A 15,778-nucleotide genomic window follows, 5' to 3' on the forward strand; every position below is an offset into this window, starting at 1 on the left:
CACGTCGACAAAAGGGTGCCGGGCGATCCAGGCAACCTTTCAGCCCCCGGTTACCAGGGCAGCGGGCCCTCGTTACCGACGAAGGTGCCGGTCTGGCCATCGGGGCCGAGTTGCGCCAGCTGCACGATGATCTCGGCGCCCTGCTCGACGGTGTTGATTTGCATTCCCGAGGCGCGCAGTTCGTCGATGGAGGGCGCGTCGGCGGGGCGCGGCCCGGTGAATTCGGTGGCGGTGAGACCGGGCGTCGCCGAATTCACGCGCCAGCGGGGGTGCGCCTGGGCGTACTGGATGGTCAGCATGTTGAGGGCCGCCTTCGACATGGGGTAGGCGAGCATGCTCCAGCGGGTATCCGGGCTCGCGTTCAGTGTGAGCGACCCGACGGCGCTCGACACGTTCACGACGACCGGGGTCTCGCTCGCCTCGAGCAGCGGAGTGAACGCATCGAGCACGGCAGCCGCGCCGAACACATTCGTGTCGAACACGAGGCGCAGGTCGTCGATGGTCGCCTCGCCCGGCGGCCGCTGGGCTCCCGCGATTCCGGCGTTGTTCACAAGCACATCGAGCGCCCCGGCCTCCGAGCGAATGCGCGCGACAGCTTCGGCGATGGAGGCGGCGTCAGTAGCGTCGAGTTGAATCGGCGTGGCGCCGATCTCGGCGGCGACCTCGGTGCCGCTCTCGAGATTGCGGGCGCCGAGGTAAACGGTGTGGCCGGCTGCCGCGAGACGTCGGGCGACTTCGCGCCCGACCCCACGAGTGGCTCCGGTGACAAGTGTGGTGGTCATAGTTCAATTCTGCACCCGTGCCACGGTGTCTGCCCCGGTCGGCCGTTCGGCGCGCATTCCTTGCGTGGGCGGGTCGTCGTCGGCGTACTCAGCGGCCGCCACTCGCAATGTAGTGCTGGCCGTCGTAATGCAGGTCGAGAGTGGCGATGACGCCACCCTCGAACGTGAAGAATTCGGCGAACCGCACCTCGCCGCCAGGCAGAGTGGAGTCATACAGCACGGCCGAGGCGGTGTCATCGTGAACTTCGCGCACGATGTCGATGCTCTGCACCGTGGCGATGAAACCGCTCACCCCGTGCAAGAAGCCCTCGGTGGAGTCGGGGCGGTGGCCGGCGAGCGATCCGGTGAAATCGAGGTGCGGCGAGAGTATCGGGCGCAGCGTGTCGCCCGTACCGAACTCCGCCGGGCCGCCGGTGAGAATTCGGTAGTACTCCTGCAGCGCCTCGGGCGCTGAGGCTGAAAGGGATTTCGACATGTTGCTTCCTTCCTTCGTTGAATTACTATAAAATATGAAGTGCAAAGTTGATTTTGTCAAGTAGGGATGTTCATGAAATCGTATGGGCAATTGTGCTCAGCCGCGCGTGCTCTCGACATCGTCGGTGATCGGTGGAATCTGCTCATCGTGCGCGAGCTGCTCATTCGGCGGCAGATTCGATTCACCGACCTGCAGGCCGGGCTGCCGGGCATCGCCCCGAATCTCCTCGTCTCACGGCTGCGCGAGCTAGAGGAGAACGGAGTCGTGCGGCGCGACACCGCAGTCGCGCCTGCCACCGGGCTGCTCTACGCCCTCACCGAGCGCGGCCGTGAACTCGACGGCGTGGTGCGCGAACTGGTCAAGTGGGGCGCGCCGACCATCGTCGATGCCCCACCCGACGCCACCTTTCAGATGCACTGGCTCAGCCTGCCGGCCCGGTTCTTGCTGAAAGACTCACGCCCAGACGACGCCCCCATCACCATTCGGTTCGGCGACCCGCGCGACGGTTTCGACCTCGTCGTGGCGAACGGAACGACCGCCGTCGAACCCTGCCGCCTCGATGCCACTCCCGGGGCGACCGTCACCGGCCCTGGCCTATCTCTCGTCGGCCTTCTGCAGGGCGCGATTCCCCTGGCGGGCGCGGCCGCCTACGGCATCACAGTCGACGGCGCACCGGATGCTCTACCGAGGGTTCTGCCCAGCTCGCGTTGAGCATCCCGCTATCGGTACGGGCGAAAAAAGGCGCGCAACTCTTCGGCGTACAGATGCGGCTCTTCGAACGGCGCGAAGTGGCCGCCGCGAGCTGGCCGCGAGACCCGAACAACGTTCGCCGTGCGCTCGAGCCACGCTTGGGGTGGTGTCAGAATGTCGCCCGGAAAAAGCGCAAAGCCCGAAGGTACTTCTACCCGACGTGCGAGCTGCGCTGGGGCGATAGCGCCATTTGCGCTGTACATTCGCATCGACGAACCGATGGTCTGCGTCAGCCAGTAGATCGTGAGATTGGTGAGAATCTCGTCTTTCGTGAAGCTGTTCTCGATGCTGCCGTCGCTATCGCTCCACGCGCGCAGTTTCTCGACGATCCAGGCCGCCAAACCCGCGGGCGAGTCGGTCAGCCCCACGGCGGCGGTCTGCGGTTTGGTGCGGTGCAGAGCGGCGTAAGCGCCCTCGCTTTGCCCCCATGAGGCGCCGCGGGCAATCCAGGCGCGCTCTTCGGGCGTGAGTTCGGCCACGTCGCCCGTGAAGAGTGGAACACCGGCATCCATTCGGTGCACGGCGACCACTCGGTCGGGGTGATCGAGCGCGAGGTAACGGCTCACGTGGCTGCCGATATCTCCGCCTGCCGCGCCGAAGCGCGCATAGCCGAGTCGCGTCATGAGTTCAGCCCAGAGGCCAGCGACCGCGATTGAATCGAGGGGCGCCCCCGGGAGTCGATCAGAGTAGCCGAAGCCCGGCATGTCGGGCACGATGACGTCGAACGCGTCGGCTGGGTCGGCGCCCTGCGCACCGGGGTCTATCAGTAACTCGATGACCTTCGAATAGCGCCAGAACGAATCGGGCCAGCCGTGGCTCAGTACAATGGGCAGCGCCGAACCAGTACGCCCAGCGGCACGAGCGTGTACGAAGTGGATGCCCGTGCCCCCCACCTCGACACGAAACCGCGGCAACTCGTTGAGACGTTTCTCCGCCCCCAGCCAATCGAACTCCTCAGCCCAGTAGCTCACCAGTTCACGAATGTAGCCCACGTCGGTGCCGAGCGACCACCCCGCCTCTTCGGGCTGATCGGGCAACTGCGTTGCACGTAGCCGTGCACGTAAGTCGTCGAGCGCTGCCGGGTCTGTGTGCGAGACGAACGGCTGCGGGTCGTGCGACGGTGCTGACACGCGCGTCAACCGCCCGGGTTCTGCGCGACGGGGGCCTCGAGGGCGAGGTCTGACGAGATGGCTTCGCCGAGCATCCGCAGACCGTCTGCAGTGGGGTGTACATCGTCGGATTGCATGAGGTCGGGCCGGCCGGCGAGGGGCTGGCCGATATCGACGTAGGTTGCGCCCGTAGCATTCGCCGCGATGACGAGCGCGGAGTCGACGGAGTCGAGCTGCGGGGGAGCCGTCGTGTCGCCCCAGAACGCGCTCAGGGCGATGATCTGGGCCTGCGGCAGTGCGGCGCGCAACGACTGCATTGTGCTGAGGGTCGCCGCTGCCAGTGCCGAGTCGTCTTGGCCGAGGTCGTTGCTGCTGGCCGAGATGATGACGACGGAGGGGCTCAGGGTTTGGGCCTCATCGACCTGAGCCTGAAAGGTGTTGTCGTCGTTGCCGAGCTGCAGAAATCCGGTGCCGTCGACGGCGAGGTCGGTGAGCTGCCAGTTGTTCTGCTCGGCGGCCACGAGGGGCCAGGCCTCGGCGGGGTCGACGCCGTGGCCGTCCATGATCGAATCGCCGATAGCGACGACGGTGGGGCCGGGCGCTGCGTCAGCGGCTGGCGAGCTCACCAGCGGAGTGGAAAAGGGTGCGGTGGTTTGCGAAGCGCCAGCTGTGCCGGATGTGCCGGATGTGCCAGCTGCGTCAGGTGCGCCCGATGCGACGGCTGCGCTCGGCGTGCTCGTGGGCCCGGCCTCGGGTCTCGCCAACGCTGAGTGCGAAGTGCTGAGGCTGAAAGCCATCACCAGAGCGACCGCGGCAACGGTTGCCGGAACGAGAATGGCCAGGCGGGTGCGAGAGCGGGCGTTCACAGATTCTCACCTCCGTCGTCACCTACCACGCTACTCTCTCTGCGGCTGGTGAGCCCTGTCGCCGGGTTCTCGATGCTACCGTGACGCAGTTCGCGATGCGACCGCGACGCAGTTCGTGATGGCACCGGGCGAGCGTACGATGTTCGGCAGGATGCACGGAGAAGATGGAGCTACCCGAATGACCCGACCACCCCTGACCATCGGCTACAAGGCTTCGGCCGAACAATTCACCCCGAGCCAGCTGCTCGACTTCGGGGTGCTTGCCGAACAGGCCGGTTTCGAATCGATCTTCATCTCTGACCACCTGCAGCCGTGGCGGCACACGGGCGGCCACGCCCCTGCCGCTATTCCATGGATGGGCGCGCTCGGGGCCCGCACTGAGCGCATCGTGATGGGAACGTCGGTGCTGACTCCGACCTTCCGATACCACCCCGCCGTGATTGCTCAGGCGTTCGGCACCCTGGGGGCGATGTTTCCTGAGCGCGTCATACTCGGGGTCGGTACGGGTGAATCGCTGAATGAGTCTGCCCTGGGCATCCCGTGGCCTGACATCAAAGAGCGTTTCGCCAGGCTGAAAGAGGCCGTTCAGCTCATTCAGCAGCTCTGGCGCGACGAGCGCGTCACGCACCACGGCGAGTATTACACCGTCGAGAACGTCACCATTTACGACCGGCCCGAGAAGCCTGTGCCTATCTACATCGGGGCGTCGGGGCCGGCCGCTACCAGGCTCGCCGGGCGTATTGCCGACGGGTTCATCACCACCTCGGGCAAAGCGCCGAGTCTCTACGCCGACACGCTCGTGCCCGCGCTCGAAGACGGCATCGAGAAGGGCGGGCGTGCCGAGAAAGACGTCGACCGGCTGATGGAGATGAAGGTCTCGTTCGACCACGACGGCGACCGTGCCCTCGAAGACACGCGGTTCTGGGGAGCGCTCGCGTTGAGCCCCGAAGAGAAGGTCAGCGTCGAAGACCCGTCAGAGATGGAGCGCTTGGCCGACGAGCTGCCCATCGAACGGGTGGCGTCGCGCTGGATCGTGTCGACGGATGCCGATGAGCACGTCGAACGCATTCAGCAGTACATCGACCTCGGCTTTCGGCACCTCGTGTTTCATGCCCCCGGCCACGACCAGGCGCGGTTCATCAAGCTGTACGGCGAAGAGGTCATTCCTCGCTTGCGCGCCCTCGAGCTCGACTGACTCGTTGATGACCGAAGCGCCCCTCAACCCTGCGCCGCCCCGCGGTACCGCGTCATCGGAGCCCACGCGGCTCGTGCTGAATCTCTTCGAAATGAACACCGTGGGGCACATCACCCATGGTCTCTGGCGTCAGCCCGGCAACAATCGGTCGCGTTACGCCGACCTGTCGTATTGGATCGAGCTTGCGACGCTGGCAGAGCAGGGCGGATTCGACACGATCTTTCTGGCCGACGTGCTCGGGGCGTATGACGTTTACCAAGGGTCTGCGGAGGTCGCTCTTCGTGAGGGCATTCAGATTCCGAACAACGACCCGATGCTGCTGATACCGGCGATGGCGGCGGTCACCGAGCACCTCGGGTTCGGAGTTACGTTCTCGACGAGCTACGAGCCTCCGTTCGCTTTCGCCAGGCGCATGTCGACGCTCGATCACCTCACGAACGGGCGCGTGGGCTGGAACGTCGTCACCTCGTATCTGCCCAACGCTGCGCGCAACTTCGGGCTGACCGACCAGATTCCGCACGACGAGCGGTACGAAATTGCTGACGAGTTTCTCGATGTGGTCTACAAGCTATGGGAGGGTTCGTGGGATGACGATGCGGTCGTGGGCGATTCGGTGACGGGTGTCTATACCGACCCCAGCAAGGTTCGGGCGATCAATCATGTCGGCGAGCATTTCAGGGTGGCCGGCCCGCATCTTTCTGAACCATCGCCGCAGCGCACTCCGGTCATCTTTCAGGCGACAGGCTCGAAGGTAGGCATCGAGTTGGCCGGCCGGCACGCCGAAGTCATCTTCACGGGCGGCCGCGCGCCGGGCGACGCGGCACGAAACGTGGCCGCCATACGCGCTGCGAACGAACGAAACGGCAGGCTCGCTACCGACACCAAGTTCGTCGTGCAGGCGGCCGTGATCGTGGGCCGAACAGATGCGGAGGTCGCCGAAAAACTCGAGCGGTACCGCCGATTCACCAGCGTGCAGGGCACGTTCGTTCAGCAGAGCATCCCGTTCGATCCGCTGCTGCACCCGGCCGACATCACGGTTCGTGAAGCGCTCGAGCGTGAGGGTCTCTTCGACCTCATCGAGGCCGGCGGCCTGCCATTGAACATGGCGGTCGGGCAGTTTGCGGCGAGCCTCGATCAGGCTTGGCAGAAGCACTTCTTCGTGGCGGGAACACCAAAGGTAGTCGTCGACGAAATCGAGCGCTGGTTAGCCGAAGAGAACATCGACGGCATCAACCTGCGGCAGTACCACAGCTTCGAGACGTTGCGCGATTTCGTCGAGCTCGTGGTGCCCGAGCTGCGGCGACGGGGGCTCGTATCGACGTCGCGCCCCGCGGGTGAGACTCTGCGCGAGCGGCTGTTCGGCGCCGGCCCGCGCCTGCCAGGGCGACACCTCGCGGCGCGCTATCGCGGCGGCGCGAACCTCGACGTGCCGCCGCCACCCTTCACGCACTGAGCGTGCTCGTCAACTCCGCTCGCGAGACCGTGCGGTACGGCGCCGGGTCGAAGTGACCGTTCTGGGCGCGAAAAGATGCAGCCGTACCCGGCCAGAGCAGGGTCTGCCGGCCACTTCGTGCGTCGAGGTACCAGCTCGAGCATCCACCGCGCAGCCATACCGTTTCGGCGCTCGTTCTGTCGAGCTCGGCTGTGTACGACTGTTCGGCGTCGGCGCTCACCTCGAGCGTCTCGCGGGCATCGGCCAGCGCACCCAGAATGTAGTCGATCTGGGTTTCGATCATCACGATCGACGAGTTGTGGCCGAGGCTGGCGAGCGGGCCGTCGATGATGAACAGGTTCGGAAAGCCATGCACAGCGGTCGACGCGAATGCCGTCATGCCGCCGGCCCAATGCTCGGCGAGCGTCTGACCGCCGAGCCCGTGAACGAGCCGCGCGAACGCCAGCTCGGTCGCCTCGAACCCGGTGGCCAGCACGAGTACGTCGAGTTCGAACGACGCTCCCGAGCCGGCTGTGGCGACGCGCCCCTCGACACTCACGAGCGGCGAGGTTTCGAGGGTGACCTGTGTCGACGCCATCGCCGGGTAGTAGTCGCTTGAGATCAGCACTCGCTTGCAGCCGATCTCGTAGTCGGGCGTCAGCTGCCGCCGCAGTACGGGGTCGTCGACCTGCGCTTCGAGGTGAGCCAGCGCCCGCGCACGATGGCTTCGCGCGGCATTGCTGTCGTGCAGTTTCTGCGCGAACCCCTGCTCGGCCTCGGCGAAGTATTCGGCGCGCCGAGCGTCGAGCGACTCCGGATGCTCGGCGAATCGGGCCCGCTCGGCCTCACTGAAAGCGCGATCGAGCCGCGCAATCACGTACGGCGCACTGCGCTGAAACACCACTACTTCGGCGCCTAGCGCAACCAGCTGCGGAACCACCTGAACCGCTGATGCCCCCGTGCCCACCACGCCCACGCGTTTTCCGGAGACATCGACATCGTGTCGCCATTCGGCGGTGTGAAACTGCGGCCCTTCGAACGTTTCTAGCCCGTCGATCGCGGCGATGCGCGGCTCAGAAAGCCGGCCGGCCGCGCTGATCAGCACCCGCGCGGTGAACGCCCCGCGAGAGGTGGTCAGGTGCCAGAGGTTCTGCCGGGCATCCCACCGCGCATTCTGCAGGGAGGTGCCGAAGCGGATGCTCGGCAGCAAACCCTCGCTTGCGGCGACCTCGCGCAGATACCCGTGTATCTCGGATCCCGAAGCGAACACCCGCGACCAGTCGGCCTTCTGGCGAAACGAAAACGAGTAAAGCTGAGACGGAATGTCGCAAGCGACGCCCGGGTAGGTGTTTGCGCGCCAGGTGCCGCCCACGTCGTCGGCGCGCTCGAGAATGAGAAACGTGCGCTCGGCCTGGCGGCGCAGGCGCACGCCCATGCCAAGCCCGGCGAACCCGGCGCCGATGATGATGACGTCGGCGTGAGTGCTGCTCGCGTCACTCACCGTTGGGCGTCTCGTACAGTGTTGTGCGTTGGCGGGCTTCTCGGCCGAGGGCAGCCGCGATGGCATGAGCGTCTGCGACGGTAAGGGTTCGGCCGTCTTCTGGCCCGGCAGCGGGATTCAGGGTTCCGTCGAGCAGGAGCCCACCGAGGTCATCGGCGCCGCCTCGCAGCACCGCGGTCGTGGTGGCGAGGCCCAGCTTCGTCCATGCGGCCTGAATGTGGTCGATGCGCCCCGCGAGCATCAGCCGGCTGACGGCGTGCACCGCTCGGGTCTCCCGAAGGTCGGGGCCCGAGCGCCGCCGCGCCGCGAGTTCCGACAGCGTCGGCTCCGCGTCGGCGCTAGACGGCGTCGGCCACACATCGAAGGCCTCGGATCCCCGCCGCGCGTCGACGCCAGATGGCTCCGGCTGCGGTAGCGGCTGTGCGTCAGCAGCAACGAACGGCATGGGGATGAACTCGGTGAAGCCACCCGTCGCATCCTGAATCGATGCGAGCGCGCGCAGGTGCGCGACCTGCTGCGCGGGGCTCTCGACGTGGCCGTAGACCATGGTCGCGGTCGACCGCAGGCCGGCGCGGTGAGCCGCAGTGAGGTTGCTGATCCATTCGGCAACCGGCATGTCGGTGCTTGCACTCAGCTCGGCCCGAACGGCGTCGTCGAGAATTCGGGCGCCCGTACCCGGAACAGAATCGACCCCAGCCGCGCGCAACGCCACCAGGTACTCGTCGAGAGACAACCCCGCGCGGGCAGCGCCATCTGCCAACTCAGCTGGCCGAAAGGCATGCAGGTGGATGCCGGGTGCCCCGGCCTTCACGGCACGCGCCAGGTCGAAGTACGCGGTCGCCCCGAGGTCACGGTGCGCCAGGCCCTGCATGCAGATTTCGGTCGCCCCGAGCATCCACGCCTCGGCCGTCAGCGCCGACACGTCGTCGAGGGTCAGCGTCGCCGCGATGTCGAGACGCGGCGCGGTCGGCGCCGGGCTGGCCACAGTCGCAAGAGCCGGAGATGCCAGGGTGCGCCCCGCAAGAGTATGTGCCACCCCAGTCGCATCGCCCCGCCGAGCGCGAACGAGCGTCGCATCGAGGTTGCGATTCACCGCGTAGGTGAGGGTCGACCCGAGTCGCGTCTCGCGAACCGAGTCAGCGAGATCTGTCAGCGCGTCGAGTTCGGCCTCCGTCGCAGACAGCAGAAGCACGTAGTCGGCATCATCAAGTTCCGCGGGCGTGCGCTCGGCAGCCGCGAGCACAGCGGCAAACCCGGAATCGCGGGCGACAGAGGAATGACGGGGCGCCAGTTCAGCTTGACCGACCGGCTGCGGCCGAGCATCCGCTCGCGCCAGCCCCGACGCGTCGGCCAGGGCAAGCACGGCCGGCAGCACGCCCTCATCGATCCACTCTTCGGGTTCGCGCACGAAATGTGGGTGCGCCGTCAGTCGTTCGCGCAACTCGAACCCGCTCGACGAAGTCAGCCGCGCCAGCTCGTCGATCTGCGGCCACGGCCGCTCGGGGTTCACGTGATCGGGCGTCAGCGGGCTGACCCCGCCCCAATCGTCGATTCCGGCCCGAATCAGCAGCGCCAATTCGGCCGCGTCGGTGAGGTTCGGCGGAGCCTGAATGCGCGCATTCGCTCCCATCACGAGCCGCGTCACCGCTACCGCCGCGATGTACTCCTCAGTCTCGAGGTCGATCTCGTGCATCATCGCCGTAGCGTCTTTGGCCCGAAAGTTCTGCACAATGGTCTCTTGAATGTGCCCGTGCAGGCGAGCGGATGCCCGTATAGCCAGCATCGAATCAACCCGTTCGGCGTAGTTCTCACCGATGCCGAACAGCACCCCGGTGGTGAACGGAATCTTCGAGCGCCCCGCATCGTCGAGCACCCGCAGCCTGACGGCTGGGTCTTTGTCGGGCGAGCCGTAGTGCGCGCCGCTCTTCTCCGACCAGAGCCGCGTTGCGGTGGTCTCGAGCATCATGCCCATCGACGGCCCGACCGGTTTGAGGCGCTGCATTTCGGCCCACGTCATCACCCCGGGGTTGAGATGCGGTAGCAGCCCTGTCTGGGCGAGCACCTGCTCGGCCGCGTCGCGCACGTAGTCGAGGGTGGAATCGTAGCCGTGCGCATCCAGCCACTCGCGTGCCGCCGGCCAGCGGTTCTCGGGACGGTCGCCGAGCGTGAACAGCGCCTCTTTGCAACCCATCGCCGCCCCCTGCCGGGCGACCTCGATCACCTCATCGATAGGCAAAAACGGCGCCTTGCCCTCTTTGGCCAGCTTGCCGGGCGTCGACACGAAAATGCAGTAGTGGCAGCGGTCTTGGCAGAGGTGCGTCAGCGGAATGAACACCTTGCGCGAGTATGTAATGACGCGCGGCCGGCCCGCGGCCGCAAGACCCTCATCGCGCAGGGCGCTCGCGATGTCGAGCAGTTCTTCGAGACGCCGCCCCCTGGCGTGCAGTAGCGTCTCGGCGGTGTGTGCGTCGGGAGTCTCCGCCCGGGCACTCACCAGGGCGCGCGCAATCGCATCGTCGCTGGGCGTGAACGCCTGGCTCACGGCCGGTTCGGCGATCGTTCGGGAGTTACCGATCGCCGGCAGTCGAACGGCGGGCATGTGTTCCTACTCTGTATCGATCGTCAAACGCACGGTGTCGTTTCAGACTATCCGAGCGAACTGCACCCAGCTGAAGGTGTTCGTAGGTGCGCGTTCAACTCGCTCGCACGCGACGACCGATGCGCTCGTTCAAGCGGTCGAGCTCATCCATCACCTCTTGAGCCACCCATACCCGGTCGCGACGCTTACCCGTGAGTTCGCGCAGCACCGAGCTTCTGGTGAGGCGGTCGAGCGCCAGAAACGTCGTCGACGTCGAGGCGCTCGAGAGAGTGGATGCCCGCGCCGACGTCAAGACGGGAACAGCAAGCAAGCTCTCGATGATGTGCTCGTCGGCCGACCCAGAGCGCGGCTCTGCCAGTGCCTTCCACTGAGCGGGCAACGCGGCGAGAGCGGCGGCCGATTTCACGGCCTCTGTTGATGCCAATGAGGCAGACCGCGCGAGGTAGGCGACGAATTCGTCTGCGGCACCTTCGCGGTAGTCGTTGACGAGTGAGAAGTACCTCGTCGTATCGGCCAGCATCGCAGACGCGATCGGTGGCACCGTCGTGGTGGTCAGGCCGCGTCGGCGCAGCACCGCCGAAATGAGTGCGCGCCCGATGCGCCCGTTGCCGTCGGTGAAGGGGTGGATCGACTCGAACTGTGCATGGGCAATTGCGGCCTGGGCGATGGCCGAAATGTCGTCACGGGCACAGAAGGCCAGCAGATCATCCATCAGGCCTGGCAGACGTGAAGGGGCTGGCGGAACGTGGATTGCATCGCGAGGGGTGTAGTCGCTGCCGCCGATCCAGTTCTGCACGTCTCTGATGCGCCCGGCGTACGACGATTCGGTGAGATCATCGGCCATCAGGGCTCGGTGGGCGTGGAGCATGTCGTCGAGGTTGATTCTGCCCGCCTCGCCTACCGCGTCTACGAAGGCAGTGAGCGCCGTGATGGCTGCTACGGTCTCGTCGGCCGACCGGCTTGCCACTGAGCCTGCCATTGATCGAAGAAACTCGTCGGGGGCGGCATCGATGCTCTCGATCTTCGATGACGCCACCGACTCTGTGCGAATGAGAAAGCCACCCAGCCCGCTCAGGTATGTTCCCGCTCCGGCGTCGAGCGAGGAGACATCGGCCGCCGCGCGCTCGAGCAGCGCGGCCGTTTCTGTCGAGGGCCGAAATTCGAGCCGGGCGATACGGGGCGGAATCGAAGCAGAGTAGCTCGAAAAATCCCGGTCTTCGCGTGGCGGCGAGCCTTGGTGGTAGCTACGCGAACTCCATGTCAGAACTTCGCGCTCGTGCGGCGGCCATGTGTCGTCGGGTTGCGGTAGGCCTGTGCTGTTTATCGCTCTCGCTTCTGTGTTGCGTGCCACTGCCATAGGAATAGCCTATCTCGTTATTCCGATTTATCACCAAAATAGGAATAGCAGCCTTTACTATTCCGATTTACGGCCAAAATCGGAATAATGATTATCGCTATTCCGACAGCGTGGATGCCCGGCCGCCCCGAGGGCGCCCTCTGGTACGACGTGCCCCTCATCGGCTATGTGAACACGTGGATCACCGGCCCCTCGCGGGCTTACGTCGTGCCCCACGTAGCGGTCGCGCTCTTCGGGTAACGCCGCCTTCATGGGCTTCTCGGAGTGGCGCGAGCGTCGTCGCCGCCTCGGTAAACATAACCCTGAATCCTCGGTAAACGCGACCCTCAGGTCGCCGAAGCGCTGAAAATCGGCTCACGCCTGGGCGAAGTAGAGGTGCGAGTGCAGGCGGCAGCCGGGGTTGAAGAATGCGCCGCACCGAGGGCAGTCGTCAACGCCGAGGTACTCGGCGATGGTCAGTTCTGAGTCGCACACACCGCAGAGCACCGCCGGGGTGTCGAACGCCGCGACCGGCCACGTGCGGGCCGGATGACCCGCCGCTTCTTCGTGGCAGAGGTGGCACGGGTAATAGTCGCCGCAGCAAGCGAATTTGATTGCGATCACGTCGAGCGCCGAGTGATAGTGGATGCACCGGGTCTGCTCATCGACTACGGCTCCGTGAATGCGCACCTCAGTTCACCCCGCGCGCGGTCAGCGCATCGCCGAGCTCATCGGCGTGCTTCAGTGACACCACCAGAAACGGAATCACGAATGAAACGAGCCCTGCCCGAACGCCCCGCGCGCGCTGTGCCTCACGAACCCCCACCGCGAGTCGCGTGAGCACGGGCACCGTCGTAATGGCGACCGCGAGCACGAGAGCGATTCGCGCCGGGTCGAGGCCGAACCGGATGAACGGCCGCAGCCCCCGCTCTAACGCGTCAAGCAGGTCTGCCACCCGCGTGGTCAGCACCAGCAGCGCCGCGATGACGATCGCCGCAGTGACTCGTGCGGTGTTCGCGATGGCGGGCTCCATCGGCACGAAGAGCACTTGAAACGCGAGCGTGATCACGATGATCCACCGCACCCCCACGACCTGCCGCCCGAGCTCGACGAGGCCCACGCCCGAAACGAGGTACGCCAACACCGTCACGCCGCCCGCGAGGGCGGCACACGAATACGTCGACGGCAGCAGCGAAACACCGAGCACCACGAGCAAGAGGGCGAACGCCTTCGGGCCAGCGGGTGCGCGGTAGAACCACGACGTGCCCGGGCGGTAGAGCGTCAGCACGATGCCGCCCCCGCGATGCGAGCAGAACCGCCACGAGGGAGGCGACCCCGCACGAACGACGTCAGCATTGCAGGCTCGCCTCGTACCGCGCGGCGATCTCGGCCGGGTCTCCGACGCCGGTGAGTCGTCCGTTTTCGAAGAGCACCGCCACGTCGCACCGCTCGGCGAGGGTCAGATCGTGGGTGACGAGCACGAGTCGGCGGTCGTTCGGTGCGAGCAGGTGGTTAGCGATCAGGCGGCTGTTGCGGGCATCCAAATAGGCCGTCGGCTCGTCGGCGATCATGAGCTGAGGGCGACGGATGACTGCGCCGCAGAGCGCGAGCAGCTGCTTCTGGCCGCCCGAGAGGTCGTGGGCCGCGCGATCGGCGAGGTCGGTTAGGCCGAACTCTTCGAGGGCGATGCGCACCCGTTCGGCGCTCTCGGCCTTCGGCAGCTTCTCGCCGCGCAGTGAGAAGGCGGCGTCTTCGGCCACCGTGGGCATGATGATCTGGGCGTCGGGGTTGCTGAACACGACTCCGACCAGGCGGCGCAGCTCCTTGCTCTGCGTCACCGGGTCGACGCCATGTACCGACAGCGAGCCGGTCGTCGGCGGCACGAGACCGCCGAGCAGGCGGGCGAAGGTCGACTTGCCCGATCCGTTCGATCCGATGACGGCGATGCGCTGCTGGTCGAGGCGCAGAGACACGTCGTCGAGGGCCAGGCTTTCGCCGAGCCGCACAGACACGTTGTTCAGGATGATCGGGGCGGTCATCCGGCTACCGACCCCGTCTGCGGCGCATGCGTCGCCCGCTCGATCACGCCCGCGAACGGGAGCGGAACGCGCGCGGGTATGCGCGAACCAGAGTCATGGTGATGGCGACGGCAATGACGGCCTTGATGAGGTCACCCGGAATGAAGATCAGGCTCTGCACGGCGGTCTGGCCAAGGGGCAAGCGGGTGACGGCTGCTTGAACGGGAATTCCCACGGCATAGACCACCACGATGCCCCCGATCACCACGCCGATGCTCGTGCGCAGCCAGGTGAGTTTGCGGCCGGCCGCGTGAACGATGGCGCCCACCACGAAGGCGCCGATGATCCAGCCGAACAGGTACCCGGCCGACGGGCCGACGAACACCCCGATGCCGCCGTGGCCGCCCGCGAGCAGGGGCAGGCCGATCGCCACGAGAACCAGAAACACGACCATCGACAGCGCGCCGCGCCAGGCACCGAGAATCGCGCCGGCGAGCATGACGCCGAGCGTTTGGGCCGTGATGGGCACCGAGCCGACGGCGATTCCGGCGGGCAGGCCTAGCACGGCCATGATCGCGGCGAATACTGCGATGCGCGCGATGTCGGTGGCGTCGATGCGCAGGCGGCTCTGGCCGGTGGGGCGTGCGGATGCGGGGCTGGTCGTGCTGCTGGCGCTCCCTGCGCTCGCAGCGCTGGTCGCGTTTCCGGCGGCGGCGGCCGTGCCGGCGGCGCCCGTGCCGGCACTTGTGGCGGCCGCGCCAGAGGCGCTTGTGGCGCCCGTCTGCTTCGCCGGGGTCGTGGTGTGGTCGCTCATCTGCGCGTCTCAACTTCGTCGTCTGAACCTTGTGAAACCGCAACCTGAACGGTGTTCACCTGAACGCTGTTCACTATAGTAGGAAACATGACCTCAGCGCACGGCTCATCGGCGAAGAACGGCAGACATTCGCGCGACGACGTCGCCAACGCCGCCCTGCGCATTCTCGACGAATACGGCCTGCCCGACCTCACCATGCGTCGCCTTGCCGCCGCCCTCGACGTGCAACCGAGCGCCTTGTACTGGCACTTTCCGAACAAGCAGACCCTGCTCGCCGAGCTCGCCGACCGCATCTCGGCGCGGGGCAGCGCCGGGCCGCAGTCGTCTGGATCCGAGGCATCTGAGGCATCCGCCGTATCTGAGGCATCCGCCGACTGGATGCTCGTCACCGCCGCCGAGGCGTCGAGCCTCCGTGACGCGTTGCTGGCCTATCGCGATGGCGCAGAGGTCGTGTCGAGCACGCTCGCGCTGGGCCTCGGCGAATCCGTTCCGCTGGTTCGACTCACGCGGGCTGTGCGCCTGAGCGGGTTCGATGACGAGATGTGCCGGCGGGCATCCACTGCCCTACTGCACTTCATTCTCGGGCACGTTTCGCACGAGCAGCAGCGCATGCAGTACGACAGCATCGGCGTGGCGGCCCGGGGCGGCGCAGACGACGCGGCGGGTGTGGCGGGTATGGACGCTCCCGCTGGTCTTATTGCCGATGGCGCCGCTGAGTTCGAATTCGGGGTGCGCCTCTTCATCGCCGGCCTCGACGCTCTCGAGCACGAACCCTCGATGCTTCGGTAAACGTTCCCCTGACTCCCGCGGCGAAAACCCAATGGGCGGCCCTCGTTCCAACCGGGCCGCTATTTCGCTCGGATGAGCGCAGGGCCGACGATTGCGTGATCATCGCCTCACA

16 protein-coding genes are annotated in these 15,778 nt (G+C 66.3%); 5 read left to right on the forward strand and 11 right to left on the reverse strand.

Annotated elements, in window-relative coordinates; translation table 11 throughout:
- Positions 1 to 50 precede the first annotated feature (50 nt).
- Together IEX24_RS00310 and IEX24_RS00315 are read right to left on the reverse strand one after the other, a co-directional pair.
- Entirely contained in the window at positions 51 to 782 is a 732-nt protein-coding gene (locus IEX24_RS00310; RefSeq protein ID WP_188671945.1) for an SDR family NAD(P)-dependent oxidoreductase, read from the reverse strand.
- An 88-nt stretch (positions 783 to 870) separates the two neighbouring features.
- The gene (locus IEX24_RS00315; protein ID WP_188671948.1) at positions 871 to 1,257 is read right to left on the reverse strand and encodes a hypothetical protein; all 387 of its coding nucleotides are present in this window, start codon (positions 1,255 to 1,257) and stop codon (positions 871 to 873) included.
- Positions 1,258 to 1,329: 72 nt separating this feature from the next.
- Between IEX24_RS00315 and IEX24_RS00320 the strand changes: the two genes are divergently transcribed.
- Positions 1,330 to 1,968 (forward strand): winged helix-turn-helix transcriptional regulator, encoded by a 639-nt coding sequence (locus IEX24_RS00320; protein WP_229715019.1) that lies wholly within the window; start codon positions 1,330 to 1,332, stop codon positions 1,966 to 1,968.
- Between the two features lie 8 nt (positions 1,969 to 1,976).
- Here the strand turns inward: IEX24_RS00320 and IEX24_RS00325 are convergent, their stop codons facing one another.
- Together IEX24_RS00325 and IEX24_RS00330 are read right to left on the reverse strand one after the other, a co-directional pair.
- Complete coding sequence (locus IEX24_RS00325; protein WP_188671954.1) at positions 1,977 to 3,137, reverse strand: epoxide hydrolase family protein; 1,161 nt, start codon at positions 3,135 to 3,137, stop codon at positions 1,977 to 1,979.
- A 5-nt stretch (positions 3,138 to 3,142) separates the two neighbouring features.
- Entirely contained in the window at positions 3,143 to 3,982 is an 840-nt protein-coding gene (locus tag IEX24_RS00330; RefSeq protein WP_188671957.1) for an SGNH/GDSL hydrolase family protein, read from the reverse strand.
- A 178-nt stretch (positions 3,983 to 4,160) separates the two neighbouring features.
- Between IEX24_RS00330 and fgd the strand changes: the two genes are divergently transcribed.
- On the forward strand, positions 4,161 to 5,177 hold the full coding sequence (fgd, locus tag IEX24_RS00335) for a glucose-6-phosphate dehydrogenase (coenzyme-F420) (RefSeq protein WP_188671960.1): 1,017 nt from the start codon (positions 4,161 to 4,163) through the stop codon (positions 5,175 to 5,177).
- 7 nt (positions 5,178 to 5,184) lie between these two features.
- Positions 5,185 to 6,630 (forward strand): LLM class flavin-dependent oxidoreductase, encoded by a 1,446-nt coding sequence (locus IEX24_RS00340; protein ID WP_188671963.1) that lies wholly within the window; start codon positions 5,185 to 5,187, stop codon positions 6,628 to 6,630.
- Here the strand turns inward: IEX24_RS00340 and IEX24_RS00345 are convergent.
- The 3 genes from IEX24_RS00345 to IEX24_RS00355 form a co-directional block, all read right to left on the reverse strand.
- Positions 6,620 to 8,110: a flavin-containing monooxygenase gene (locus IEX24_RS00345; RefSeq protein WP_229715020.1), complete on the reverse strand. Its 1,491-nt coding sequence runs from the start codon at positions 8,108 to 8,110 to the stop codon at positions 6,620 to 6,622. The genes IEX24_RS00340 and IEX24_RS00345 overlap by 11 nt on opposite strands.
- Positions 8,103 to 10,709 carry a 7,8-didemethyl-8-hydroxy-5-deazariboflavin synthase CofG gene (gene cofG, locus IEX24_RS00350; protein WP_188671968.1) on the reverse strand — a complete coding sequence of 869 codons (2,607 nt, stop codon included), beginning with the start codon at positions 10,707 to 10,709 and terminating at the stop codon, positions 8,103 to 8,105. The genes IEX24_RS00345 and cofG overlap by 8 nt, the downstream gene beginning before the upstream one ends.
- Before the next feature lie 94 nt (positions 10,710 to 10,803).
- On the reverse strand, positions 10,804 to 12,066 hold the full coding sequence (locus IEX24_RS00355) for a Fic family protein (RefSeq protein ID WP_188671971.1): 1,263 nt from the start codon (positions 12,064 to 12,066) through the stop codon (positions 10,804 to 10,806).
- Positions 12,067 to 12,153: 87 nt separating this feature from the next.
- Here IEX24_RS00355 and IEX24_RS00360 point away from each other — a divergent pair, with 87 nt between their 5' ends.
- Positions 12,154 to 12,306 carry a hypothetical protein gene (locus IEX24_RS00360; RefSeq protein ID WP_188671974.1) on the forward strand — a complete coding sequence of 51 codons (153 nt, stop codon included), beginning with the start codon at positions 12,154 to 12,156 and terminating at the stop codon, positions 12,304 to 12,306.
- 114 nt (positions 12,307 to 12,420) lie between these two features.
- Here IEX24_RS00360 and IEX24_RS00365 read toward each other — a convergent pair whose 3' ends face one another.
- The 4 genes from IEX24_RS00365 to IEX24_RS00380 form a co-directional block, all read right to left on the reverse strand.
- Entirely contained in the window at positions 12,421 to 12,735 is a 315-nt protein-coding gene (locus tag IEX24_RS00365) for a CHY zinc finger protein (protein ID WP_188671977.1), read from the reverse strand.
- A 1-nt stretch (position 12,736) separates the two neighbouring features.
- A complete protein-coding gene (locus tag IEX24_RS00370; protein ID WP_188671980.1) occupies positions 12,737 to 13,333 on the reverse strand; it encodes an energy-coupling factor transporter transmembrane component T family protein in 597 nt (198 codons plus the stop codon).
- Between the two features lie 61 nt (positions 13,334 to 13,394).
- Positions 13,395 to 14,084, reverse strand: coding sequence for an energy-coupling factor ABC transporter ATP-binding protein (locus IEX24_RS00375; RefSeq protein ID WP_188671983.1), 690 nt, complete (start codon positions 14,082 to 14,084; stop codon positions 13,395 to 13,397).
- A 43-nt stretch (positions 14,085 to 14,127) separates the two neighbouring features.
- Positions 14,128 to 14,634: a biotin transporter BioY gene (locus IEX24_RS00380; RefSeq protein WP_229715073.1), complete on the reverse strand. Its 507-nt coding sequence runs from the start codon at positions 14,632 to 14,634 to the stop codon at positions 14,128 to 14,130.
- A gap of 330 nt (positions 14,635 to 14,964) precedes the next feature.
- Here IEX24_RS00380 and IEX24_RS00385 point away from each other — a divergent pair, with 330 nt between their 5' ends.
- Positions 14,965 to 15,666, forward strand: coding sequence for a TetR family transcriptional regulator (locus IEX24_RS00385; protein ID WP_188671989.1), 702 nt, complete (start codon positions 14,965 to 14,967; stop codon positions 15,664 to 15,666).
- Positions 15,667 to 15,778: the final 112 nt, after the last annotated feature.

The sequence above is a fragment of the Subtercola lobariae genome, from assembly GCF_014640255.1.
In the GTDB taxonomy this organism is placed as follows: Bacteria; Actinomycetota; Actinomycetes; order Actinomycetales; family Microbacteriaceae; genus Subtercola; species Subtercola lobariae.